Here is a 24,349-nt window from a genome sequence, read left to right as displayed (position 1 = left end):
TCCGGTCGGCCAGGGCGAGTGTCCCGTGCGCGCTGAAGCCGCTCCGCCCCGAACCCCCGGCACATGGCCAGGGGTTCGGGGCGGCGGGACTATCGGCTCAGGGTGGCTACTCGCCCTCCTGGGCCAGCCGCGTCGGCCACATCGAACTGGGCCATTTCTGGTTCTCTCCCGAGGGCGTCGCGAGCCTGCCGCACATCGTGGAGCACGAGCTTGCACACATCAGGCGCGCACCCGGCGAGCGGGACCACTGCCCGCCAGTGTCTTCGAGGTCCGCGCGGAACGGGCGGTACCCGCCCAGCCGAGGCGGGCACCGGTCACGGCCAGGGTGATGCGCTGCAGGCCGTGCGTCGCGGCGAAATCCGCGGCCCGGGCTTCGACTCGGCGCATCCGTTCCACCTCGGCCGCCAGTTCGGCCTCGTGCGGCTCCCACGCCCGGTCCCGGTACACGTCCCACGTCATCTGCTGGCGCCACAGTCTGGTGAGCCGTGAGTTGCCCAGGGCGGTGAACCCCAGTCCGGCGTGTAGGCCGCCGGTGACGAGCGCGGAAATCAGGACGAAGACCAGGGATGTATGACCCCGGTCATGGGCCACGGCCATGGTGCCGATGATGACGGTCGCCACGGTCACTCCGCCCCACCTGTGCAACACCCATTCAGCAGCCACGGAGTTGACCGTATCGGTGCCGCTGCGTGCTGGGGAACCTAGGCCGGCCTGTCCGCCGACCTGCCGGATGTCGTGCCTTGTCGAAACCCCCAGCCCCCTCGCCCCAACTTCTACTGAACTGCTGAAATCAGGAGTTGAAATAAGCTGCTTGCACTGCTTAAGATCGAAGTTGAAATAAGCGGAAGGCTCCTCGGGAGCCCACTGGCAGGAGACCGCATGGCCACGCTCAGCATCCACTTCGACCCCGCCGTCATCGCCCGCCTCACCAGCGCGAGCGGCGACGACGCCATCCACGTCACCCTGTCCCTCGGCGGCGGGTCCGATGGGGCGCCGTCCGCGCCCGTCGTCCCCCACGGGCCGCTCGCCGCGCTGATGCAGGCCGGCCTGCTGAAGCCGGACACCGTGCTGACCTTCACCCAGCGCCGCGCGGGCCGGTCGGGCCGTGCTGTCGTGACCGCGGACGGTCAGCTCATCGTCGACGGCCACTCCTCGCCGTTCCCCTCGCCGTCGAAGGCGGCGGAAGCCGTCACGGGGAACGTCATCAACGGCTGGACCCTGTGGCACACGCCCGACGGCTCCACCCTGGACCAGCTGCGCCACAAGCTGGACACCCAGTAGGAGGCCGGGGCCGGTCCGGCCTGCGGCGGTGTCACGCGCGGGCCGGACAGGCACACCGGATCGGACAGTAGAACTCGAACGCGGCCGGGAGACGTTGGTGGAGGAGTACGGCGAGCTGCTCGCCGAGGTGATCATGCCGAAGCTGACGGCGGGCGCGGTCACACAGGAGCACCCGGTGGTGGTGTTCGTGGCCGGGCAGGCCGGCAGCGGCAAGACGCTGGCGATGGACCTGGTGCAGGCGGCCCTTGAGCAGCGTGGCGGCGCGGTGCGGGTGGACCGGGACACCTACAAGGCCGTCCATCCGCACTACTGCGGCTTTTTGGCGGAGGACGTGCGCACGGCCGGGGTGCGGGTGCGGCCGGAGACCTACAGGTGGCAGGCCGAGCTCGAGGCGCACGCCCGTACGCGCCGCTACGACGTGGTCGCCGAGGAGGCCCTGGCCGACCCGGTTGCCTTCAGGGCCACGGTCGCCGCCTACCGCCGGGCCGGGTACCGGATCGAGTTCGTGGCCCTGGCCGTGCCGGAGGCGGTCAGCCAGCTCGGGGTGCTGGACCGTTACCTGCGCCTGGCCGAAGAAGGCCGGGCCCGGTATGTGTCCTGGGACAACCACGACGCCTGCGCCCAGGCTCTGGTCGACGTCCTGGCGGACATCGAGGCCGAGCACCTGGCCGACCGGGTCGTCGTCGTACGCCGCAGCGTGCAGGTGCTGTACGTCAACGAGCACACGGCTGGCGGGCAGTGGTCCCGCTCGCCGGGTGCGCGCGAGACGGTACTGGCCGAACGCGCCCGCAAGTGGACTCCGGCCGAGACCGGCGCCTTTCGCCGTCAGCTCGCAGATGCCGACCGGCGCGCCCACGATTCGCGCCTGCCCGAGGACTGGTCGCTGGCCGTACGGCGCAACGCCGAACGCGCCGCTGCCCTGGCGGAGCCTGTCCGGCGGATCGCCCAGCCCAGGAGTGAGGCTCCCGGCGTCGACTACCACCGGCTGACCGGCGAGGAACACCGGTGGATCTTCGACAACCTGATTCTGCCGGACCTCGCCGCGCGCACCAGCCCGCAGGACAGGCCCGTCGTGGTCTACCTGTTGGGCCAGCCCGGGTCCGGCAAGACGAACATGACGCGGATGGTCCTGCGCTCCCTGCGCGGCCGGCCCACCCGGATCAGCGGCGACGACTTCAAAGCAGCCCACCCCGACTACTACCAGCTGCTGCAGGAGGAACCCCGCACCGCCGGCGCCCGCATCCGAGCGGACTACCGGGCGTGGCAGGTCCTGGCCGAACAGTACGTACGTGAGCGGCGCAGCGACGCGGTCATCGAGATCGCCCCCTCCAGTGCGGCCGCGTTCGTCAACGCCGCGCTGCTGTACCGGCAGGCGGGATACCGGGTGGAAGTGGTGGTGCTCGCCGTGCGGGCCGCCGACTCGCGCCAGGGCACCGCCGGTCGCTGCGCGCAGCTGCTGCAGCTCGGCTCAGTGGGCCGGTTTACCACCGCCGACGGGCACAACGAGCACTTCGCGGCGCTCGGGGAGGCGGTGGCAGCCGCCGAGCACGTGCCGGTGGCCGACCTGGTGACGGTGATGCGGCGGGACGGCAGCGTGCTGTACCGCAACGAGCGTGGCCCCGCAGGGATGTGGGCGCGGCCGGCGGGTGCGCTCCACGCGCTGGTCGCCGAGCACCACCGCCCGTACACCGATCAGGAGGCCGCCCGGTTCTGGGCGATCCAGCGGCGGCTGCACACGCAGCTGCCGCACTACCGCCGCGACCTGGAGCAGATCGCCCAGCTGGCACGGCTGCTGATGCCCGAGCACCTGCTGCCGCACCGGCTGAGCGGGCCCGCCGCTGTGGCCGCCCTGCCCGCACGCCCCTACGAGTCCTGCAGTTCCTTCAGCCGGGCCGCGTAGAGGGCCGCGAGACGCGCCACTTCCTCGGCGTCCGCTTCCGGGAGGCGCGCGCGGTCCTGTACGCAGGCTCGCTGCTGGGCGAGCAGTTCGTCGAGCCGCCGCGGATCCGATCCGCCCCGGCGTTCGGCTTGGATCAGCTGGGCGTACCGGGCGAGCACCTGCGTCAGCAGGCCTGCCGTCGCCGCATCGTCCACCGTTGCCCCCCTGCCGTCCGGGGGCGCAGCCCCCGAGTCCTGGCCGGGCTGTGAGTCAGCGTCGGGGTCGGGGAGCGCGGGGTCGTGCACAAGAGCCACCAAGTCGAAGTCGAACGAGAAGGGCTCATTCTCAAGGCCCCGCCACATCCCGGCAAGCTGCGCGCTCCTCCACGGGCTGGCGCGCTGCGGCCGGATTAGGCCCGGCACCGGGCGCGGCGGCCGGGCTGGGACTGCCGGGCGGGGCGGGCACGGGCATAGGCTTGAACGCCTGGTGATCATTCGGTGGGGGGAATCAAGTGACCGACCTGCGTGCCCTGTTCAGCTCGAACGAACCCATCGACACGAGCGAGGCGTTCACCAACCGCGAGCGCCAGTGGGAGCTGTTCGCCACCGCGCTCGAAGAACACCTCCGGCACGCCACAGCGCCCGGCTTCGACCCGGCCGACCTCGAAGCGCCGCGCACCAACATCGTGTCCTTCCATGGTGTGGGCGGCGTGGGCAAGTCGACCTTCCTGCGCAAGGTCGAAGCCGCCCTCGGCGGCGTTGGTCAGCGGCCCGCCCAGTGGGGCGAGCCGGTATGGGCCGGGCAGACGATCCTTCCCGTCCGGATCGACCTGGCCCGCTCCGCCGGCACCAGCTTCGAGGACGTCGTGCTGACCATCCGGGCCGCGCTCGCCGCAGCGGTGGCACGGCCACTGCCCGCCTTCGACCTCGCCCTTCGCCGGTACTGGGAGGTGCGGCACCCCGGCGACCCGTTGGAGTCCTACCTCGAACGCGGCGGGCTGGCCGGGCGGTTCGGCAAATCCTTGCCGCAGCAGACGCAGAGTGCCCTGAGCGACGTCGCCCAGGCGCTGCTGCTGCCCGGCACCGTCGGCTCGGTGGTCGGGCAGGTCACCGGCGCGCTGGTCGGAGCGCTGCGCGAGCGGCGCCAGACGGTGAAAGCGCTGGCCGGCTGCGCGCGGCTGGCCCCGCTGTTGGAGGCCGAACCCGACCTGGAAGCGCTGTCCTTCTACCCGCATCTGCTGGCATGGGAGCTGAACCGGCTGCCCGCGGGCAGGAAGGTCACGCCGGTGATCCTGCTGGACACCTTCGAGGACGCCGCCGACCGCCACCGCGACTTCGAGCGGCTGCTGCAGCGGGTGGTGTGGCTGATGCCCGGCTGCCTGTTCGTCGTCAGCGGCCGCTCCCGCCTGCAGTGGGCAGATCCGGCCCTGCACGGGCAGCTCGACTACACCGGCCCCACCGCCTGGCCCGGCCTGGCCACCACGTCCGGCACGGTGCCGGCACCGCGCACGCACACGGCGGGCGTGCGGCAGCATCTACTGGGGGACCTCTCCCCCGAGGACTGCGACGACCACCTCGCCCGCCGTCTGGTCAAGGACGGCCAGCCCCTCATCAGCCCCGCCATCCGCACCGTGATCACCGACCGGTCCCACGGCCTGCCCCTCCACCTCGACCTCGCCGTCGGCCGGTTCCTGGAGATCCGCCGCACCGGCCGCACCCCCGAGCCAGCCGACTTCGACTGCACCTTCCCCGCGCTCCTGGCCCGGGTGCTGTCCGACCTCACCGCCGACGAACGCCACGTCCTTCGCTCGGTGTCGCTGCTGGACGCCTTCGACCTCGAGCTGGCCACCCGCGCCGCGGGCCTGACTCACCAGGCCGTGGCCCGGCGCCTGGTGGAACGCCCCCTCGTCACGGAGAACCCGTTCGCCCTGTGGCCCTACCACCTGCACCGCGCGATCCGCAGCGTGGTGCGCACCGACGACCACAGCGAGGACCGCTGGACCGACACGGACTGGCACCAGGCCGCCGCCCGCGCCCTGGCCGCGCTCGGCGAGCAGTGGACTACCGCCGCGGCCGCGACACCCAGCCGCGTGCTGCTGGTGGCGTGCCTTCGCCAGGGGCTGCTCCTGGCGCGCGACCACCGCCTGACCGGCCTGGGCTGGCTCATCGAAGCCGCCCACGCCTACACCGACGACTCCGTCTGGGAACCCCTCGCCCTGCCCACCCCCGCAGACCCGGAACCGGACACCCCCGCCGACGCCGTGACCGAGCTCCTCACTGCGATCACCCGCCGCCAGCACGAGCACCGCCAGCGCACCGTCGACCGTCTCACCGCCGTCCTGGACACCGGCCTGCTGCCCGCCGAGCTGACCGAGATGGCCTTGTACTACCGGGCCAAGGCCCACAAGGACCTCAGTCAGAACGACGCCGCCCGCGCAGGGATGCAGCAGGTCGTCGACGCAGACGGCCGTCTCGCGCCCAAGGCCCGCCGGGGACTTGCCAACCTGGCCCGCCTCGCCGGCGACTTCCCCACCGCCCTGGCCGCCGTCCCCGCCCTGGGCTGGAAAGGCCGCCGCTACCGCGTCCTCGGCGACATCCACTGGTCCCACGCCGACACCACCCAGGCCGTCGCAGCATTCGAAGCCGGCCGCGCCGAAGCCGAGCAGCACGGCGCCGTCGGCGAGCGCGCCATGACGCAGGTCCGCCTCGCGCTCGCCGTCTCCTTCGCCGACCCCGACCGGGCCAGCGATGAACTCGCCCTCGCCCACCAGTACCTCGACGGCCTCGACCAGCGCTCCAACACCCTCCTCGCCCAGGTCGTCACCCTGATCAAGGACGCCGGAACCCACGGCGTCACCCACCGCGCCCAGCACCTGCACACCAGCATCGAAACCGCCGGGCTGCCCTACCTCCAACGGTTCGTTGAACTCGCCCTCGCCTTCCACCACGCCGTCCGCGGTGAGCACCAGGACCTGGCTGCCACCATCGACCGACTCCGTGACCTCACCGCTACCGGCGACTTCGCCTACTTCATCGACATCGCCCACTTCATGGCCGCACTGCCCCTACCGGAGCCCTCGGTTACCCGCTGGACCACGAGCGAAGACGACGTCCGCTCCGCGTGGCGCGGCCTGGTCCAGGCCCGGCAGGAACACCTGCCCGCCGGAAACTGAAGCCGGAAACGCATGGCGGCCCCGATCAGAACGCTGGTCGGGGCGAGGCCGGGACGCGGCGGCCGGGCTGAACTTGATGGCAGCTCAGCGTGTGCGGGGCGGGGTCATGCGGGCGTGGAGCAGGGCGGCGCGGGTGAGTTCGGCACCCTTCTCGTGCTCCTCGTTGAACAGGGCGGTCAGCCCCTTCGGAGATTCCCAGTGCTCGTGCAGGTCGACGGTGGCACCGAGGTCGTCCAGGAGCTGGTCGACGACGGCCGCGGCTTCACTGGCCCGGTCGCCCCACCCGTCGCCCCACCACAGGTGCTCGGTCGGCGTGCACGGCGCAGGGTGGACATGACCGTCACTGGTGAGCGCCCACAAGGTGTGGTGGAGGACGACCGAGGCGAGTTCCGCGCCGCCGGCCGGGAGGGACAGCGGCGCGTAGAACCGCCACACCTGCTTGCCGCCGTCGCCGGGCGTGCGCAGGACAGGCATGTCCGTGAGCGGGTCGATGAAGAACGCCTCCGCCTTGGCGTCCTGGGCGAGGACGGCGTGGGCGGCGGTCGGGTCGCACATCGCCAGCCGCTGGGTCCACCGGTCGCTGACGGTGCCCTGCTGGACGGGGATCTCGGTGACGGCCCCGAAGGGCAGCAGGTCCGGCTCACGGCCGACGGCCACCTCGAGCGCGGCGACGGCGTCAGGGTGGGTCTGCAGGCCGAGCGTGTGCCAGCCGGCCTTGAGAGGCTCGCGGTCCCCGTCGCAGGGCAGCGGGTGGCGGCTGGTGTCGGGCACGGCGCCGGGGACGACCTGATTCGGCGTCTTGCCGTACCCCTCCTTACAGAAGATCTCGATGTCGTTGCGGGTGTGGTCGATCCGGTTGTTGCGGATGCCGTTGGCCATGTCCGTCGCGGCCACCCGCGAGGTGACGTCGAAGCCTTCGTTGGCCGCGACCCTGCGCAGGATCCTCTCGTTGCCGTTCGCCGGGATCTCGACCACGGCCGCCTGGGCGCCGGGCTCCCACTCACGGATCAGACTCGAAAGGCGCAGCAGGTCCGGCCACCACGGCAGCACCTGGCCCACGTAGGCCGCAACGTCGCCCCAACCGGCCTCGTACTCGATACCCGGGTGCGCGGTGTCGGCGGCCACCAGCGCAGGCCCCCCAAAGCCCATGTCCCCGTACAGGGCGCACACAGTAACGACGCCGTCCTCGTTGCCACTGCTGGCAATGGCGGAGGCCACGTCGGTCGCGGCCTTGGAGTCGTCGCAGTGCACGAGGCGGATAACGCCGATATCGGTGTGCCAGTCCAGGGCCGGCCCTCGCAAGGTGTCCCTGTATCCGAGCCAGCGGCCCGGAGCCGGGTCCTCGGGCGCAGGGCGCAGCAGAACGGCGCCGCGGTGGACGAACTCAGCCGTCCCAGCCGCCCAGGAGTAGACCTCGGTGGCGTCCCAGACCTCCTCGGGCTCCTGGCGGTTGCGGTTGAACGGGCTGTACGGCCTCTCGTCCGGCTTCGGGAACTTGTCGTACTTCCGCGCCAGCCGCCACATCCCGAACGTGGTCACACCCAGCAGATGCTGCACTTCCACCCTGGTCAGATAGCTGTGGCTCACGCCCATATCGCTGCTCCTCACCGTCCCCGGGCCGATGCGGCCCCAGGCCAGAGCATGGGACAAACCAGCAGGTCGCCGCCCGCAAAGCTGGTGCCGTGCCCGGTTCCCCACCCGCATTGGCCGAGAAAGCGCTGTTGCCGGGTCTGGATCGCCGACGGCCAGCCGGGTGCGAGGGACGGTGCCCCCAGCGGCCCCATCCCTCGCACGGGGGCGAGCACCCACCCTGCGAGCAGGAACCGAACGCGGCCGGTGCCGGCAATCGTCCGGCCCGCCCCGTCAGGGGAGCCCTCAGCAGCGAGATCAGGCGCGTTCGGGTCGGCCACGACATGAGTCTTGGCGACGGCCACGGTGCCGTGACGGCCATCGGGCCGGAGATCACCGCAACGAGCGGTCCTCGCCGTCACTGTTGACGCGGCCGCGGGCGTCGGGCCGACCGCGCTTCACACCTCGACCCGTATGACGACGAAGAGGTCACCCGCCTCCCCGCCGTTCCTTCCAGGCCAGCCCAGTCCTCTGAGTCGCAGCCTCTGTCCGGCCCGAACTCCTGGTGGAAAACGGATCCGGTGGGTTGTCTCTTCGAAGACCTCGCCCGTGCCATGGCAGGACTCGCAGCCCTCCGCACCGCGCGCATCCGGCTTGGAGGCGCAGGCCGGGCAGGGATTCCTGTCGGTGAGGATAAGTGGTCTGACCCCGCCGGCGACGGCGGTCAGGGGGGTCAAAGAGGCTCGGACGTATTTGTCCGGCCCACGGGTGGGCAACTCCTCGTCGAAGTACCGCCGGTCAATTTCGCGGAGGGCCAGCATGACCTCGAACGCGTCGGCCGGGCGGTCGTCGGGGTTCTTGGCCAGGAGCCGGGCGACGAGCGCCACCAGCTCCGAGGGGGTGGCGAGCCGAAGTTTGAGCAAGGGAGCCGGTTGCTCGTTGAGATGCTGGTTGATCAGGTGCCAGGAAGTCCCGGTGAAGGGCGGGTGCCCGGTGATCATCTCGTAGAGCACGCATCCGAGCGAGTACAGGTCGGAGCGGTGGTCGAAGGCGCCGTCGAAGCACTCGGGTGCCATGTAGGCGGGGGTGCCGATCAGGACGCCGCTGGTAGTGATGTCATGCCGTTCGTCGCTGCTCTTGGTGATGCCGAAGTCGACGACCGTCGCCTTGCCGCTGGAGCGGACGATGATGTTGGACGGCTTGATGTCCCGGTGGGTCAGGCCTGCCTGGTGCGCGGTCCCCAGGGCGTCGGCGACACAGGCCGCTGTGCGCACGGCGTCGGGCAGGGGCAGTCGTCCGGCGTCCAGCACCGCGCTGAGGGGCTTTCCGCGAAGTAACTCCATCACCAGGTAGGCATGCAGCCGTCCGTCGTGCATCGCGGAGCCGAAGTCGTGCACGGTCACGATGTACGGGTGAGACAGACCGCCGGCGACGGCGGCCTCGCGGGCAAACCGGGCGACCTGCCGGTCGTTGTCCGCGTTGCCGTCCTCACTGAGGACCTTGACTGCCACCAGGCGGTCGATTTTGGGATCGTGCGCTGCCCAGACCTGCCCGAACCCGCCCGCACCGATCGCCTCGATCAGCCGGTAGCGGCCGTCCAGCACGGTCCCTTCCTGCACCACTCCCCCTTCCCGTACTCACCGCAACGCACGGTGTACCGGGCGTGTACCCGTCACGCTACGCCGGGACAACCACCAGTAACAGGGAAGTGCTGATCACATGCAGGGGACAGTAAAGAAGGGCAGTCCGCTGCCCTGGTCAGATGTCGTTCCATCTCTCCTGGGCGGTGATCCACTCCCGTCGTGCGTAGACGCGGACGGCGTCCCGCTCGGCATCGGTACAGCCGTCCTCCAAAGCGGACGGGATGTTGCCGGTGGTGCTGGTCCCGTGCTGGTGGTCGTGGCGGACCAGGTCGCTGGCGACGTCGGAGGCGTCGGTGCGCAGCTCCACATCCCTCGGTACCGGGTTGGAGTCCTCCTGGTAGGGGCGCGGCAGGTAGCTTCCGTGCCCGTGGCACAGGGCGAGCGCGTCCAGGACGGCGGCGGTCTCCAGTAGGTCGTCCCGGCACTCCATGGCCAGGCTGCTGACCTGGGAGTCGATGAGGTCCTGGTTGCGGGCAGTATGCGCGGCCGCCAGGTGTCGGCGGTCCATGACGTTCGAGTACAGGAGTACCGGGATGAGTTGGCCGATGCGGACCAGATGTTTGCCGTACGCGGCTTGAGCCGCCCGGCTGGTCGACCAGCCGGGCCACGGCTCATCCGGGGAAGCTCGGTGTGCGCTCATATCGCGGGAAGTTACCCACTCTCAGCAGCAGCGGGGCGGGAATCGATCATCCAGGCCGCGACCGGCATCGCGTTCCGGCCTAACGCCGTCGCTCCCCACCAAGGCCCGGCTCACGCCGTGGTCCGCAGCGCAGTCGGCTGCGGGACGGCTACCGCCGTCCCGGGCAGCACGTTCTGCCCTGGCCCGGCGTAGGGCGGCTGCCTCGGTGACCGCGGCCTGGCGGCGGCGCTGCGCGCGGGCCTGCTCGATCGGTGCCGGCGCATCGTCCGGGACGACGTCGGGTTCGGGGAACGCCCGGCGGCTGAGCTCCCGCATCGCACGATTCTGCCGCTCCACCGCCTCCGCAATGCCGGGGTCCACCCGGGACGGCGGTGTGGCCTGGCGGTGCGCGGCAAGGGCGCGGCGGTAGCCGTCGCACGCGGTCTCCCTGGTCTTCGCCGGCCCCGTGGGCGCGGCCGCGGCTGCGGGAGCATCGGCAGGGTCGGGCACAGGTACAGAGCCGGGTGCCAGGATTCGCAGGGCGTGGACGACCGTACGGCCGGCCGACTTGTTGGCGGCCTCGATGACACGGGCTTGCTCCAGGCGCGTCTTCGTCGCCCAGGCCGCCGACTCCGGGCACACGGTGAGCTGACCGGAGTCGGCGTCGTAGCCGACCGCCACGACGTGCCCGGCGAGCTCGGGGGCGATGGCCTCCCACCGCTGGCGAAGCGTGGCGCCGGCGGCCGGGAGCTCCCAAGCCCGCTCGGTGACCAGCGCGCCGATCGCAACACCGAGCCCCATTGGCTCGCGCCCGTCACGCCGCACCGTACGGACCGGCTGCGTCTTCTTCTTCACCTTCTGGCCGCTGCCGTTCTTCCGGGCCGCCTCCATCGCGGAGCGCAGCGCGACCCGGGCCAGGTCGACCTCGGACACCTCGCCGCCGCTCACGCCTGCCCCCAGGTGGTGTAGCCGAGGTCCAGGTGCCCGAGGCCGGAAAGGCGCGTCACCTGGTCAACGAACCGGCTGGTGAACAGGCGCCTGGCCGACACCTCGCCGTAGCGGTCGATGTGGTCGAACACGACCTGGTCGTCGCGGGCGGCGCGGGTGCGCCAGTCCAGGACCTGCTCGCGGGTCAGGTCCTCGAGGACCAGGTCCCGGTCGACGTCGTTGGCCTCCGGCTGCGGTGCGGGCGCGGCGAGGGCCGGACGCGGGGCGGGCAGCACGACCGGGGTCGGCGACGTGGCCGGCTCATCGAGGGCGGGGTGCACGGTCGCGGCTTGGGCACGGTGCTTGGCGGCCGCGGCCTGCCGGGCCCGGACCTGCTCCCAGCGGTGCTCGCGGGCCCACGCCTGGGCGGTCACGGTCTCGTGCAGCTGCCGCTCGGTCGCCGCACGGCGCTCCGCCTCGGAGGCGTACGGCATCGCGGTCTCTACGGCGGCCTCCACCGCCTGCCGCTGGGCACGGCTGCTGGCCTGCCGGTCCTCGCAGCGCGGGCAGTCCCGGCCGGAGTCGAGCAGCATGCGGTCGTCACACAGCCGGTCGCCGCACTCCTGCCGTTGGGGCAGACCTTTGCCGATCAGCCATCCCACCGGGTCCTTGATCGGACCGCCCAGCCGCAGCTGGTCCTCCAGGCGCCGGGCGAGCCGGTCAGCGAGGACCTGCGGCGCGTCGATCCGGCCGACGAACCCGCTCACCGTGACCAGCTCGGCACGCACGGCGGCCTCCACCAGACGGCGGGCGGCCGGACGCTCCAGACGCGCCCACAGCAGCCGGACCGGCTCCAAGATCACCCGCAGATTCTCCGGCGGCAGGACCCCCCTCCCCTGCTGCTGCCTGCCCTGACCCGCACCGTCCACGACCCGCACCAGGGCGCCGGCCACCGGCCCGCAGTTGCCGTTCTCGCTGATCGACGACGGGGACTTCTTCCGCTGTTCCCCGCGCAGCGGGCCGTCCTCGCCGTCGACCAGACGCAGCCCGTCGACAGCGTCAGCGTCCACGGCCTGGTCCTCGCGCTCGCACGCGCGGTCCGGCAGATCACCGGACCCACCACGGCCTTCGCCGGAAAACCCACCAGAGAGCGAGAGAGAAGAGACGTCAGTACCCACAGGAGAGTGATCAGTGTGAAGGGCTGCCGTAACGTCGGGCTCTGTCACACCCGCCTCATCCGCCACCGGCACACCGCTGACCTGCGGCTTTGTGACCGGCTCGAAGGCCTCACTATCCCCTGCCGCAACGTCGGGCTCTGAAAAATCGGGGTCCAGGGCGGTCGCACGGTCCTCCCGGGCACCGGCGGCACCGCGCTTGCCGTGTGCGGCGGCGACCGCCGGCACGATCAGCCGCGTACGGTGACGCAGCCTGGACGCCGTCCCCACCCGCACCCGCTGCACCAGGTCCCGGTCCTCCAGCCGCTCCAGGACCCGCTCCCCCGTCGACGCCTTGCAGCCCAGCAGCCGGGCCACCGTCGCCGCCGCGCGGCCCCGCTTGGTGTCCACCGTCCCGCCGCACTGCCGCACCCGCCCGTTGTCCCGGGCCTCCAGGACCAGCAGGAGCAGCGCCAGCCGGTCCGTCGCCGCCGCGCGACCTGCACGCGAGCCGAGCAGCCCGGCCGGGGTCACCCTCCCGTCCTTGTGCGCCCAGCCCGGCGCCATCACGGCCTCCAGCAGCCGCAGCAGCGTCGCGAACTCCTTCTTCTCCAGCGCCAGCGGATGCCCGACCACGCCGTACGCGTCCCACACCGGCAGCACCCGGCACTCCAGCCCGATGTCCTGGCCGAACTCGCCCTCCGCCGTGTCGATGGAGACCAGGCCGGACCGGCGCAGCGCCGGGACCACGTCCGAAGCGACGTACGACGCCGACAGACCCAGCCACCGACCCAGCTCGGGCGTACGGATCTCCACCACGCCCGTCTCGGACGGGGTCCGCGACGCCAGCACGATCACCGCCAGCCGGACCGCGTCCGACGCGCCCTCGAGGCCGGGGGCATCCAGCAGCGCGCGCACCGCACCGCGAAACCGGGCCTGGGCATCGCGCCCCAGGGCCAGCGGAGGTGCCGGACCGCGCTCCGGCACCGGGCCGGCCTGTGTCGGCACCGACCGCAGCCAACGCCGAGAGCGCCCGGCCGGAGCCCCGTCGACGGAGTTGTCGACGGATTCCCACAGGGGGTGATCCAGCGTGGCGGCCGACGCCGCTCCTGCGCTCACAGGAACATCCCCGAGGTCAGGCGGTCCGCCGAACCGGCGTCATCCGTGTGACAGTCAAGGGGTGTGATGTACGTCATAATTCCGCCAGGAGGGACACCACAACCAGCAGAAATCACCCCCGGCGGGGTTGACGCCTGGTCGTGGTCGACCTGACAAGACGACTGAAGCTCGTGCACTATGGCGATACCGACCTTCCATATGGATCAACGCAGAGGGGCCCCTTGGCCGGGGCCGATCTCGATGGCTCGTGTGGCGGGACAGGTGAGCCCCCTCCGTGAGGAGCGGGCGACAGTACGAAGGCCAGAGGCGGATCTCCTTCCGTTGACGACTTGGTGCTGGTGTTCCGAAAGCCCTTGGCCGGGCCTCGGAACGAGAAGCGGTACTTCGGTACTGCGACCGCGAAGCCCCTTGGCGGGGGCCCGCGGGTGTTGCATGGCCCTGATAAGGGGCCGGATTGGTAAGAGCGGCTTGATAAGCCGCAGCTCAGAACCGGTTAGAGCCGGGATCTGAGCGGACCGCTCTGGTGGCGAATCCAGGCGGTAGACGGGCCGCGCGAGGCCGAAGGGGATGGCGAGTCCACTTCTCTTGGCGCGCGCGGCCGATGGCCACTAGGTCATCCCAACCCCCTGAATCCGGAGGCTGGCGTCAAGCTGCGCGCATACAGCCCGGATGGCGTGATCGCGGTGGAAGAACGGCGTAGCTGCGCGTGTAGTTCCACGCGCGCGGGTAACCTTCATCCCGCGAGCACCTCCCATCAAGGTGTGTCGCCCAACGAGGCTTAGCCCCGTTCGAGAAGCCCCAGTGGACCAGGCACGGTCCCTGGGGTTCTCGCCGTTTTGGATCACGTCTGCGAACAGCCTAACCGCACAACCGGACAGAACTGCGAGGCGAATTCGCACAACGCCCGAGGTGCCCGGAATGCCGAGCCCGCCAGACGGGAAGCGCGCGGCAATTTGCCCGCCACACGGGAAAGTCACTGGCCGCCCCGCAGTTCGCGTAGGTGGGTGACGAACTCCTGCGCCTCGGAGGCGTGTCCGTAGTGAGTCTGGAGTGCCTGTCCGAGGTCGGCGGCCACCATGGCGAGTGAGGGCAAGGATTTCCGTTCCCCCGTCAGGGCCCGTTCCCCGTAGGCGAGTGCGGTGTCCAGGTCGCCTTCGCGCGCAGCGACCACGCCAAGAGTGACGCGGGCCTCCGCGATCCGCATGGGTGACCGCTCCGTCCCGTCGAAATCCGTGCCCGCTCGGATGACCTCATTGGCCAGCTGCTCAGCGAGCCGGTTCTCGCCGGACTTCCTGAGCGCGTCCATGCGATAAAAATCGTATTTCGCGGGGTCGACGACGAAATGGTTCTCGATGTTCTCCGGATAAGGCTGCCGCTCCAGGATCTGACGGCCCTGGTCAAGCGCGACTTCGGTCTGCGACCGGTCGCCCAGCCGGGCCCATGCCTTGGCCTTCTGGGCGTACAGCTGCGCCGCGACGCTCTCGTTCGGCGCCACAGCGATGCCGGCCTCCGCGGCCGCGATGACGCCGCGGTAGTCGCCCCTCGTCAGCGCGAACCACGCCCGCATCTCGTGCGCCCAGCCCTGCACGCTCAGCTCCCCAGCCTCCTGACCGAGCATCAGCGCGGCCTGCCGGGTGGCTTCGGCGTCACGGGGGCGACCGGAGTCGTACTCGACACAGCCCACCAGGAGCGACAGCTTCCCGGCGAGCGCGATGATCTCGCGGTGCTGCGCCAGGCTGACCCGCTGGTGCTGGAGGCCGACGACGCGTGCGAGCCACGCCCTGCCTTCCAGGAGCAGCTGATCGGCTGGCATGTACGCGTACTCGCAGCACAGTCGGTCCGCCGTGATCCGCAGCGCGTCCAGCGTCGCGACATCGACGTCACTGGCGCGGAGCCTGGCGATGATGTCCACGGTGTCCATGCCGCTCACCTGCAAGATTTCTGCCCTACCGTCACGGCGGCTGCGCTCGGGGAAGAAGGCTCCGGTCGTCGTTCCGAAGGTGCTGGCGATGGCCGACCTGTACTTCGTGGGCTGCGCATCGCCCCGCTCCCAGCGCTTCCACTGGCGGAGAAGATCCTGCTCGCTGACGTCCTGGTCCTCAGGGAGCCGGACCATCAGCGCGCGGACCGCGTCGGCCTGCGACCATTCGCGCGCCGCACGCTCTTCGACCATCCGGCGTGCCCAGTCGGGACGTTCATCCATCGCCGATCCCTTTCCCCGTACGGTCCTGCGGCGCAGCCTGTGCCCGGACAGGGTGATGCCCGCGAAGCGGAGGCCGGCCCTTCTGCGGCCGAGCATGGCACGGCCCTTTGATCGCGCGGAGGTGACAAGTGCTGGTGACATTCGAGATGTCACCAGCCGTCGTCACTTTCCGCAGCGGCTCATGGGGCGCACGGTGTGTGCGATCCACACGAGTTGATCCGCGACCCGGCAGGGGGCGAACCGCGCATGCTGAGCCACTTACGACGTCACCAGCGAACTCGCGAAGGGCTGAGTGCAGAGGGTGCTTCACGAATCCTCCTTCGCGACGGCTGCAAGATCCATGACAAGCGGGACGGCCAAGCGCCTTACGTGACGTTTCCTTCGGAGGCCGCGCGCTGGGCTTGGAGGACGTACGCATACGCCGCTCCAAGGTGTCCGTACTGGTCGCTGGCGTCTGCGGTGAGGGCCAAAGTCGCCGACTCCGCTGCGCGCTCGAGTTGGCGGGCGACGGAGGCCGGGATGGTGGGGGCCGTCGCGAACTTCTGCAGCAGGTCGGCCACTTCCGTGAGCCCGGCGTCGTCAGACAAGCCAGCCGGCCCCGCCGGACGCGAGAGTGCGGGGATCCACCCGTCCGTCACGTCCAGGGAGCTGCGGAGCTCTTCCACAAGCTCAGGGGTGGTGAGACGCTTCTCGTTCATGCGGGGATCGGTCTCCAGAAGTCCAGAGGGGCCAGATGCGGAGGCGCCCCGGCGAGGCCGGGGCGCCCAGGGTGGTTTGTCAGGCGAGCGGGGCGGCGTACCGCAGCTTCCAGCCCTTGCCCAGAACGTGCTGGGTGACCTCGACCACGCGCCCGTCGGCCGTCGCGCCGATGTGGTTGATGGTCACGACCTCCGCGCCGTTGGACAGGCCAAGGATGGCGGACTCCTCCGAGGTCGCGGTGCGGAGCTCGATGTCTTCGACGGCGGTGTCGCCCTGGTCGTACCCGGCTTCCTTCATGCGGCTGATGATGCCGCCGACACCGGTGTCGACCTGCTCGATTCCCGCAGCCTCTGCGATGTCGACGGGGATGTACGTGGTGGCGATTTGGATGACGCGGTCGCCATCGAACATCTGCCGAGCTCGTACGACGACGTCACCTTCGACGCCCAGGAGCTCAGCGACGTCGGCCGGCGCCGCGGCCCGGCTGACGGTGACCTCGGTACGCGGGCTGCGGCCGGATCGGCGCAGCTCAGCGTCGAACGCCCCGTGCGCACCGTTCTCTTCGCGCTGCCCGGTGGTGTACCGAGTGCGAGCGTCGCGCAGGATCACGCCGTTGTCGTCGATTTGGTTGCTAGCCATGTACTGAATGCTCCTAGCTGGTGTGGTTATGGGTACTTGTTCCGTTCTGATGCTCGCGTTGTCAGCGCGGGCACTTTTTGCTGGTCAGCTGGTGTCAGTGGCGTCGATGACCCACTCGTATGCCAGCCTCCATTTCGAACGCGGCAGGACGTGCAGGCCGATCTCGACGACGCGACCTTCAGCGGTCAGCCCCTTGTGCGTGATCTCCATGACGGCCTGCTCAACCGGGATGCCGAGCGCTGCCGCCTCCTCCGCGGTCGGGGATCTGACCTCGATCTCCTCTCGCAACCGGACCTGCTTGAATCCGGCTTCCGCCATGCGGGACTTGCTCCCCCCTGTACCCGTGTTCTTCTCAGCGAGTACAGGGCAGGCGTCTGCAACGTCCGGCGGGAACCACGACGTGGCGACCTGAACGACCTCCTCGGCTTCATCGTTGCCGGGCAGCCCCACGGGCATGATCCGTTCACGCTTGAGAGTTTTTGCGCGGTGGTGCATCCCGAAGATCTCGGCGACCTTCCTGGGCGGCACATCCCTGGCGATGGTGAGAGTCGCTGGCCGCGTCTCGAACCCCATCGCTCGCATCTCAGCCTCAAAGGCGCCGACCGCTCCGCCGGCCTCCCTCAACTTCGGGAGGTAGCGCTGGTTTCGCTCAGACACGATCTTGCCGAGCACCAACGAGACGTAGGTGCCCTTCCCTTGCCGAGAGAACAGCAGGCCTTCGCTCTCCAGGAGGCCGTAGATGTCACGGGCCGTTTGGTACGCGATGCCGTGCTCTTTCTGAAGCTGAGGCACGCCGGGCAGCCGCGACCCAGGCGCGAGTACGCCCCGCGCGATCTTGTCCCGGATCTCAGACGAGATCCGTTCGACCTTCCCTGGTTCCTTCTGCTTGGCGGCCACTGCTCCCCCTCTCATGCGCATCGTGTCGCTAGCGGATCTCGCTACCCGACGCGCACAGCATCGCATGTCTAGTTGTTTCCCGAAAGCCGAGACTCGCTGGCGTTTAATGACGACACGAAACTAGCAGGTCAGAGCTGGTGCAAGAAACTACTTAGCTAGACAGGTTGACCCTGGGGGGATAGCGGGGTTCTAATCGAGATGCGCCAGCAAGCGGTGAGTAGCCGGATGCAGGGCGTAGCCGGTGCTGTACCTGCACGTTTTGGTACCTCGCCGGTCGCAAGACCGCAGGAAGTCGTCCGCCCCTCGGGGTGGCCAGGGTTGATGCACCACTAAATCCCCTGGTCTCGACTCACCTGCATGCACGTCGCAGCGCTATGCGCTGTCCGTCCTCCAGGACGCCGGGTCTCCCGTGCGCCTGGCGGGCGGAGAGAGCACCGCGACGCAGCCCCTCCCCTCCGTACACAAGGAGATCCGCATGACCATCACGTCCGCGATGCCCACGGCCCGCAAGCGTCCGACCCGGACCCGCACGAAGCAGGTCAGCAGCCTCCCCGCGATCGCCGTCTCGAAGCTGCCCCCCATCGACATCGACCTGCTCCCCGGCACGGAGAGCCTGGTCTGCCCGAACTGCAGTCGCTGGTGCCCCATCACCGGGCACGACGGCCGCAACCCGAAGCTGGTCCCCCACCACACCGGCCGCGCCGGCACCGCCGAACCCCGCCGATGCATCGGCAGCAACCGGCGAGTGAAGCTCGATCTGACGATCGCTGAGTGGCGGGAGCTCCTGGCCGACGCCATCACGGAAGCCTCCAGCCGCCAGCCCACCGCGGTGCTCCCCAAGGCGTTCAGTCCGCAGACCGACCGGACCCTGCGGGCTCGTGCGGAGCGCACGCCGACCAGGCGCGTGGCCGACTGGAACGCGGTGCTGCCCCGCGTGGCAGACGCCGACAAGAACCGCCAGGAGGTGCCCGCTGGTGACGCTCCCACGGAGGGCCCTGCGGTTCCGCTGACCACGCTTCACCCCAAGCGCCCCGCGCACTGAGCCGCCCCGCACGAACGACCACGGCCCCGGCCGACCCGATCACCTCGGGTCGGCCGGGGCCGTGGCTGCTCGTACGACCAGCCAAAACGAGCGGCCCCGGGATTGCGCCCCGAGGCCGTTCAGCAGGTCATCCCCTTCGCGGAAGGACAACAACCTTGAGCTACATGATGACATCCCTCGCCCCGTTCGGTGCGCAGGGGGACAGCGACCCGGACATGGACGAAGCGCTGCGCCGGGTCCGCCAGGGCGGCAAGGGCGGCGGTTCACAGTGACGACGCTCACCGTCTCGGGTACCGGAACGATGGTTGCGGACCGGCCGGCGCTTCCGGCCTCCGTCCCCGGCTTCCACCTGCGTCACCGCGCGGGCGGGTTCGTCGCCCACATCACGGCCTCCGAGTTCGCCTTCAGCACGGTGCGCGGTCTGACCGTGTCGGTGCCGATGGCGTACGGGGCTGGCCAGGCGACCGCCGACACCGCTGAGTGGCTCGTCTCGGAGCTGCTCGGCAACGCTGTGCGGGCCTGCGGTGATCACGTGCCGCTGGTCGTAGAGGTGTACGTCACCGGGCGCAGCGTCCAGGTGAACGTGCACGACCCCGCCGCCGATCTGCTGCCTCACCGCAGCGCGGTGGCGATGGACAGCGACAACGCGGAGTCCGGGCGCGGCCTGGGTCTGCTGGACATGCTGGCGCCCGGCTGGGACATCGTGCCCTCGCCGGTCGGCAAGCAGATCCGCTGCCGCATCGACGCCAGGTAGTTCAGCCCGCAGCCAACACACGAGGCAGCCCCGGGGTACCGCCCCGGGGCTGCCTCGTACACGGATCTTTGGGAGGCCCAAATGAAGATGCGAGTGTCCGTCGCCGTCGTACGCAGCCACGCCTACGCGCCCGTCTCCACCGAGGCCCCGGACCGGCCCCGTCCGGCCTGCGCCGAAGAGGACCCCGAGCTGTTCTTCCCCATCGGCGACACCGGCCCGGCGCTGCTCCAGATCGAGGAGGCCAAGGCCGTCTGCCGCCGCGGCTGCCCGCTGATCGAGAGCTGCCTCCAGGGCGCGCTGGACCGCAACGAGTCGGGCGTGTGGGGCGGCATGTCCGAGAAGGAGCGCCGCTCCCTCAAGCGTCGCGCCGCCCGCGAGCGCGCCGCGGCCGTCTCCGCCTGACTCCCGCCGGACGGGAGCGGCAAGCAACTCCCTGTCCGCACCACGCTGTTCGACCAGGCCAGCCGCCCGCCGGACGGGCAGTCGGCCTTTCGCACGTCTCCAGCCCGGGAAAGTCTCGGGCTCGCTTCCCCTCGCCAGGAGAGCTCATGCAACGCAGCACCCAGCTCGACACCGCGACGACCGCCACCGGCACCACCCGGTTGCCGGACTCGCTGTGCACGCACACCCCGAAGTGCCCGTCGGCCAGCAGCTCGGACCGCGAGGCCGCCATCGTCGTGGCCGCTCACCCGGAGCAGGGCTGGAGCCTGCTGTGCAACGACGTCGTGCTCTTCGAGGACACCGGCGAGCTGCTCCCCGACGGCCAGGTCGTCGCCCCGCACCGGCCCCTCGCGGCCGCGGCCTGACTGACGGCTGCCTGATCCGCCCGCACCGACCGCCCACCACCGTGGCGGCCGGGTCGGGCGGTGACGGGGAGCCGGACAGTCCGGACCACGTGAGCCGCCAAGGAGTTGCCGTGCGCGACAGCGCCCAGAGCACCACCCCCGCGATCAAGTTCCAGCGGGGCCAGTTCGTCCTGTACCGCGACCCGGAGATGTTCTGGACCGGGCAGGCCGGCCACACCTTCGTCTGCCGCGTCGACCGGGTCTGCCTGGACAACACCTACGACCTGACGCCGCTGCCGTCGGGCAGCTCGATCTACTTCGCGAACCCCGAGTACATGCGCCTGCTGCCGTCCGTCGACGCGATGCGCGACATCGACACCGCCCCGCTGAACACCGACAGCGCGGCCGACGACATGACCGCGGCCGCCCTCGCCTGGCTCACCCAGCAGCACGCGACCGCCAACCAGCGGCCGGAGCTGCCCGTCCAGCGTGACTGACAGAACCACCCCTGAACCGCCGCCCACCCGGGCGGCACCCGACCTGAAAGGAGGCGGCGTGGCCGCCACACGAACCCGCAACAAGAGGCCCACCGCTCGCAAGAAGGCGGCGGCGACCCGTCCGGCTTCGCAGCCCACCGCCTCTCCCACCCCCGACACCTCCCCGGCCCCGGCCGGGACCACGCAGACGGAGACGGAGGTCGTCGACCTCGAGGCGCTGGTCCGCGTCGCGGACGCCCGGGACCGGGCCGCCGACGTCATCGACACCGCGCGCGAGCAGGCCGCCGCCCTCCAGGCGGAAGCCGAGAGTGCGGCCGCGCGCACCGTCGCCGAAACGCACGAGCACGTCACCGTGCTGATGACCGAGGCGCAGACCCGCGCTGCGGACATCACCGCTGACGCCGACCAGGAGGCCACCGCCCAGCGCGCGGCGGCATCGAGCGACCTGGAGGCGGCGCGCGGCGAGGCCGACCGGCTCCTGAGCGAGGCCCGCGACCATGCCGAGAGGCTGGTGGCGGAGGCCCGTGCGCAGGTCGCCGACCTGACCGAACTGGCCGCCACCGACCGCGAAGCGACCGGCAAGGCGGTTGCCGAGCTGCGCCGCCTGGCGGAGGCCGACCTCACCGAGATCGCGGCTCTGGTCGACCAGCGCCGCATCGACGCCGGCCAGATCCTCGCCCGCGCCCAGGAGCAGGCCGACGAACTGGTGGCCGCTGCGCAGCGCGAGGTCGACCAGGCCCGCGAGCGGTTCGCCCAGCTCGCGGCGACGGCGGCTGAACAGTACGACGGCCGCCGCGCGGAGGCGGAGGCGCTGTACGCGGACGCGGTCAAGGCCGCCGACGACCGGCGCCGCGAAGCCGACCAGCATGTCGCCGCCGCGCACACCGAGGCGGAGCAGGCACGCACGGAGCTGCGGACGAGGCTGCGCGAGCTCACCGACCAGTTCGACACGGAGGCCGCCGCCAAGCGCAAGGCCCTCGCCGACGAACTCGCCGGGCTCAAGCAGGCGTGCGACAAGCAGCGCGAGCGGCTGCGGGAGGAAGCCAAGACCGTCGCGGCGCAGCTGCGCGAGGCCGCCCAGAAGGAAGCGAGCCGCATCACCACCGAGGCGGAGCGCAAGGCGAAGGGCATCACCGACCGGGCGCAGGCCGATGAGGCCCGCGCCCGCCGGCTGCTCGATGAGGCCCGCGAGGCCAAGCGGGCCAACTCCCGCTTCCGGGGCTGGCAGCAGAACCTCAGCCGCAAGGCATGGAAGACGGCCCCGTGGATCGCGCTGGCCGCCGGCGTCGGTCTCGCCGCCTCCGGCGAGTACGAGCTGGCCCGCATGGTCGGCATCAACCAGTACGTTGCCCCGCTGCTGCCCGTCAGCATCGACGTCTACTGCGTCACCGCCTTCCGCGCGAAGAAGGACATCCCGTACGCGCTGCTGCTGATGGCGTCGGCGAACGTGACCTACCACCTGTCCGAGCAGGCCCACATCGTCAAGCCGGGCGAGTCGGCACCGTGGCAGCTGACCACGTTCGTCGTGCTGATCTTCGTGGCCGTCATCTGGCGCGTCCACACGCTCATGCACGACGACGGTACGGACAGCCACGGCAGTACAGCCGCTGCGGACGGCCGTACCGGTACGGACAGCGGAAACGGAACGCCCGCCCGTACAGGTACGCACCGGCGTCCCGACGGGACGGACACCGCGTCGTCCAGCCGTACAGGGGCCGCCAGCCGCGACCAGTACGCCGCTCACGGCTCGGTACGGCCGGACGGAACGGGCATCGGACGGGACGGTACGGACCCTGTACATGCCGCGCCTCACCCGCCGCACGATGGCGGGAATGAAGCGGCGCTGACCAGGCCGTACAGCGACCGTACAGACGGCGTACACACCGCCCCTGACGGGGCGCGGCGTACAGGTACACCGGCTGCGGGACGCACCGGTACGGCCAGCGCGGCCGTACAGGGGCGTACCGGCACGGTCAGCGTCCGTACACAGTCCGGCGGCGACGGCGTACCGGGCGCCCGTACCGGTACGGACGCCACGTCCTCTCCCGCAACCGGAACCAGCGGCGCGGCGGGTGCGGACCGTACCGGTACGCCTGTACGGACGGATGCTGAACTCCTGCCGCTCGTACAGAACCTGCCGCGCGACGAGGACGGCTTCGTCACGCTCTACCAGGCCCGCACCAAGCTCAGCGTCAACCAGCCCCGCGCGGTCCGGCTGCTGAAGGAGGCCGGCCTGCTGCGTCCCGAGGACGCGGACAAGTACCTGAAGTGATCCACCGTCCGGCACACGCCAGTGAGGGCCAGCCCGCAGCAATCGGGCTGGCCCTCCGCTGCGACTGCCGGAAGCAGTCAACAGCCCCCCGAGTACAGCAGATCCGACCCCCACGGAGGACCCCGTGAGCACCGAAGACAAGCCCTTCTTCGACGACCCGAACGCGGCGCTGCGCGAGATCGCGCAGAACCCCGCCGCCTACGCGCACTACCTCGCGGACTTCCACCGGGTCGTGCTGGACATGCAGGCCAAGCTGGAGATCCTCCAGCGCGAGACCCGCGTGCACTGCCGAAAGGCGCGCGTGGAGGGAGACAAGTGGGGTCAGGCCCGGCTGCGCTCCTTCCCGGTGGAAAAGTCCCTGACCGACATTCTCAAGAACCTGAAGGGCGTTACCGCCGGACTGGAAAAGAGCGCCCATAAGCGCGCCGCCCACGACGAAAAGCTGAAGGAGGTCAAGAAGCAGCGAAAGGAAAAGGCGCAGCTCAAGGAGCGTAAGAACAACCCGCCGCTCCAGGCCGCCCCGGAAAACCCGGGGCAGCAGGGTGTGCAGAGCCCGAATATGGGCTATGGTGGCCCCACGTCGATTTACAACCTGGACCGCAGGGAGTCGGCGTGAGTGCAGGTCGCCCGCTCACGAAAGCAGAGCGGAAGGCGTTCAACCGTGCGGAACACGAGCGAAAAATCAAACAGGATTTGATTGCGCAGCACGGGAACGAACTCGGCACTTTCTACGCCTGGCTCCGAGTTGTGAACATCCGGGGCACGCAGGCTTACCGCGGCGGAGACACGGCGTTCATCCGTGAGGTCGTACTCGCCCTGCAGAACGTCCACAACCGCCACTCCGGCTAGCTCCACACGCCCCGTCACGAAGGGCCGTCTCCGATCCCGGGGACGGCCCTTCGGCGATCCCAACGCGTGTCGCGCGTGACGCGTGCCGCGCGTGGCGTGCGCGCGTGTACGCGAGGCCGGTGCCGACTGTCAAGCTCAGGAGGAGGGAGTCGCGTGTCCGACGACACCGACAGCAACGTAATCAACCTCCCCACTCGGGGCAGTGATTCCGGCGGAATGCCGGATGCCCCCGACGGTGGGGATCTGTTTTTCTCCGAACCGCCAGACGGCGGTTCCGGTGGCCCTGTCCCTCCGGAGTCCCCGGCAGAGACGACGATGGAACTCCCGGCTATTCGCGGGCCTATTTCCC

22 protein-coding genes are annotated in these 24,349 nt (G+C 70.5%); 11 read left to right on the top strand and 11 right to left on the bottom strand.

Going from position 1 to position 24,349, the window contains the following annotated elements; translation table 11 throughout:
• Positions 1–219: 219 nt before the first annotated feature.
• Positions 220–663, bottom strand: coding sequence for a hypothetical protein (locus tag H4687_RS45590; RefSeq protein WP_159026067.1), 444 nt, complete (start codon positions 661–663; stop codon positions 220–222).
• A 216-nt stretch (positions 664–879) separates the two neighbouring features.
• Here H4687_RS45590 and H4687_RS45585 point away from each other — a divergent pair, with 216 nt between their 5' ends.
• Both H4687_RS45585 and H4687_RS45580 read left to right on the top strand, forming a co-directional pair.
• Positions 880–1,281 (top strand): restriction system modified-DNA reader domain-containing protein, encoded by a 402-nt coding sequence (locus H4687_RS45585; RefSeq protein ID WP_046913080.1) that lies wholly within the window; start codon positions 880–882, stop codon positions 1,279–1,281.
• 97 nt (positions 1,282–1,378) lie between these two features.
• The gene (locus H4687_RS45580) at positions 1,379–3,181 is read left to right on the top strand and encodes a zeta toxin family protein (protein WP_233443619.1); all 1,803 of its coding nucleotides are present in this window, start codon (positions 1,379–1,381) and stop codon (positions 3,179–3,181) included.
• Here H4687_RS45580 and H4687_RS45575 read toward each other — a convergent pair.
• Complete coding sequence (locus H4687_RS45575) at positions 3,145–3,375, bottom strand: hypothetical protein (protein ID WP_046913102.1); 231 nt, start codon at positions 3,373–3,375, stop codon at positions 3,145–3,147. The genes H4687_RS45580 and H4687_RS45575 overlap by 37 nt on opposite strands.
• Positions 3,376–3,671: 296 nt before the next feature.
• Between H4687_RS45575 and H4687_RS45570 the strand changes: the two genes are divergently transcribed.
• On the top strand, positions 3,672–6,332 hold the full coding sequence (locus H4687_RS45570; protein ID WP_046913078.1) for a YfgM family protein: 2,661 nt from the start codon (positions 3,672–3,674) through the stop codon (positions 6,330–6,332).
• Positions 6,333–6,416: 84 nt separating this feature from the next.
• Here the strand turns inward: H4687_RS45570 and H4687_RS45565 are convergent, their stop codons facing one another.
• The 9 genes from H4687_RS45565 to H4687_RS45525 form a co-directional block, all read right to left on the bottom strand.
• On the bottom strand, positions 6,417–7,925 hold the full coding sequence (locus H4687_RS45565) for a hypothetical protein (protein WP_046913077.1): 1,509 nt from the start codon (positions 7,923–7,925) through the stop codon (positions 6,417–6,419).
• A gap of 434 nt (positions 7,926–8,359) precedes the next feature.
• Complete coding sequence (locus tag H4687_RS45560) at positions 8,360–9,520, bottom strand: protein kinase domain-containing protein (protein ID WP_046913101.1); 1,161 nt, start codon at positions 9,518–9,520, stop codon at positions 8,360–8,362.
• A gap of 139 nt (positions 9,521–9,659) precedes the next feature.
• Positions 9,660–10,184: a hypothetical protein gene (locus H4687_RS45555; protein ID WP_046913076.1), complete on the bottom strand. Its 525-nt coding sequence runs from the start codon at positions 10,182–10,184 to the stop codon at positions 9,660–9,662.
• 21 nt (positions 10,185–10,205) lie between these two features.
• Positions 10,206–11,111 carry a DUF721 domain-containing protein gene (locus H4687_RS45550; protein ID WP_233443620.1) on the bottom strand — a complete coding sequence of 302 codons (906 nt, stop codon included), beginning with the start codon at positions 11,109–11,111 and terminating at the stop codon, positions 10,206–10,208.
• Positions 11,108–13,363 carry a hypothetical protein gene (locus H4687_RS45545; RefSeq protein ID WP_050399366.1) on the bottom strand — a complete coding sequence of 752 codons (2,256 nt, stop codon included), beginning with the start codon at positions 13,361–13,363 and terminating at the stop codon, positions 11,108–11,110. The genes H4687_RS45550 and H4687_RS45545 overlap by 4 nt, the downstream gene beginning before the upstream one ends.
• A 973-nt stretch (positions 13,364–14,336) precedes the next feature.
• Complete coding sequence (locus H4687_RS45540; RefSeq protein ID WP_107082295.1) at positions 14,337–15,566, bottom strand: tetratricopeptide repeat protein; 1,230 nt, start codon at positions 15,564–15,566, stop codon at positions 14,337–14,339.
• Positions 15,567–15,931: 365 nt separating this feature from the next.
• Positions 15,932–16,264 carry a hypothetical protein gene (locus H4687_RS45535; RefSeq protein WP_046913075.1) on the bottom strand — a complete coding sequence of 111 codons (333 nt, stop codon included), beginning with the start codon at positions 16,262–16,264 and terminating at the stop codon, positions 15,932–15,934.
• A 79-nt stretch (positions 16,265–16,343) separates the two neighbouring features.
• Positions 16,344–16,904, bottom strand: a complete 561-nt coding sequence (locus H4687_RS45530) for a UTRA domain-containing protein (RefSeq protein WP_046913074.1) — start codon at positions 16,902–16,904, stop codon at positions 16,344–16,346.
• 84 nt (positions 16,905–16,988) lie between these two features.
• The gene (locus tag H4687_RS45525) at positions 16,989–17,801 is read right to left on the bottom strand and encodes a GntR family transcriptional regulator (protein WP_233443621.1); all 813 of its coding nucleotides are present in this window, start codon (positions 17,799–17,801) and stop codon (positions 16,989–16,991) included.
• Positions 17,802–18,276: 475 nt separating this feature from the next.
• Between H4687_RS45525 and H4687_RS45520 the strand changes: the two genes are divergently transcribed.
• The 8 genes from H4687_RS45520 to H4687_RS45485 all read left to right on the top strand — a co-directional run bounded on the left by H4687_RS45520 (position 18,277) and on the right by H4687_RS45485 (position 24,000).
• A complete protein-coding gene (locus H4687_RS45520; protein WP_046913097.1) occupies positions 18,277–18,843 on the top strand; it encodes a hypothetical protein in 567 nt (188 codons plus the stop codon).
• Between the two features lie 268 nt (positions 18,844–19,111).
• Positions 19,112–19,597 (top strand): ATP-binding protein, encoded by a 486-nt coding sequence (locus tag H4687_RS45515; protein ID WP_318787742.1) that lies wholly within the window; start codon positions 19,112–19,114, stop codon positions 19,595–19,597.
• An 81-nt stretch (positions 19,598–19,678) separates the two neighbouring features.
• Positions 19,679–19,999, top strand: coding sequence for a WhiB family transcriptional regulator (locus tag H4687_RS45510; RefSeq protein WP_192781851.1), 321 nt, complete (start codon positions 19,679–19,681; stop codon positions 19,997–19,999).
• A gap of 212 nt (positions 20,000–20,211) precedes the next feature.
• On the top strand, positions 20,212–20,403 hold the full coding sequence (locus H4687_RS45505; RefSeq protein ID WP_046913094.1) for a DUF5999 family protein: 192 nt from the start codon (positions 20,212–20,214) through the stop codon (positions 20,401–20,403).
• Positions 20,404–20,513: 110 nt separating this feature from the next.
• The gene (locus H4687_RS45500; protein ID WP_233443622.1) at positions 20,514–20,879 is read left to right on the top strand and encodes a hypothetical protein; all 366 of its coding nucleotides are present in this window, start codon (positions 20,514–20,516) and stop codon (positions 20,877–20,879) included.
• Between the two features lie 58 nt (positions 20,880–20,937).
• Positions 20,938–23,151, top strand: a complete 2,214-nt coding sequence (locus H4687_RS45495) for a coiled-coil domain-containing protein (RefSeq protein WP_046913072.1) — start codon at positions 20,938–20,940, stop codon at positions 23,149–23,151.
• A gap of 124 nt (positions 23,152–23,275) precedes the next feature.
• The gene (locus tag H4687_RS45490; protein ID WP_046913071.1) at positions 23,276–23,767 is read left to right on the top strand and encodes a hypothetical protein; all 492 of its coding nucleotides are present in this window, start codon (positions 23,276–23,278) and stop codon (positions 23,765–23,767) included.
• Positions 23,764–24,000 (top strand): hypothetical protein, encoded by a 237-nt coding sequence (locus H4687_RS45485; protein WP_159026066.1) that lies wholly within the window; start codon positions 23,764–23,766, stop codon positions 23,998–24,000. The genes H4687_RS45490 and H4687_RS45485 overlap by 4 nt, the downstream gene beginning before the upstream one ends.
• Positions 24,001–24,349: the final 349 nt, after the last annotated feature.

This window comes from Streptomyces stelliscabiei, from assembly GCF_014873495.1.
GTDB lineage: Bacteria > Actinomycetota > Actinomycetes > Streptomycetales > Streptomycetaceae > Streptomyces > Streptomyces bottropensis.
The sequence above is the reverse complement of the archived record's forward strand: the minus strand, read 5'-3'. Positions and strand labels throughout refer to the sequence as shown.

What these genes read in the sequence shown, in the direction of transcription:
- H4687_RS45585 (WP_046913080.1), top strand. Translation starts at nt 880, where the DNA reads ATGGCCACGCTCAGCATCCACTTCGACCCCGCCGTCATCGCCCGCCTC.
- H4687_RS45565 (WP_046913077.1), bottom strand. Translation starts at nt 7,925, where the DNA reads ATGGGCGTGAGCCACAGCTATCTGACCAGGGTGGAAGTGCAGCATCTG.
- H4687_RS45555 (WP_046913076.1), bottom strand. Translation starts at nt 10,184, where the DNA reads ATGAGCGCACACCGAGCTTCCCCGGATGAGCCGTGGCCCGGCTGGTCG.
- H4687_RS45540 (WP_107082295.1), bottom strand. Translation starts at nt 15,566, where the DNA reads ATGGATGAACGTCCCGACTGGGCACGCCGGATGGTCGAAGAGCGTGCG.
- H4687_RS45535 (WP_046913075.1), bottom strand. Translation starts at nt 16,264, where the DNA reads ATGAACGAGAAGCGTCTCACCACCCCTGAGCTTGTGGAAGAGCTCCGC.
- H4687_RS45530 (WP_046913074.1), bottom strand. Translation starts at nt 16,904, where the DNA reads ATGGCTAGCAACCAAATCGACGACAACGGCGTGATCCTGCGCGACGCT.
- H4687_RS45520 (WP_046913097.1), top strand. Translation starts at nt 18,277, where the DNA reads ATGACCATCACGTCCGCGATGCCCACGGCCCGCAAGCGTCCGACCCGG.
- H4687_RS45510 (WP_192781851.1), top strand. Translation starts at nt 19,679, where the DNA reads ATGAAGATGCGAGTGTCCGTCGCCGTCGTACGCAGCCACGCCTACGCG.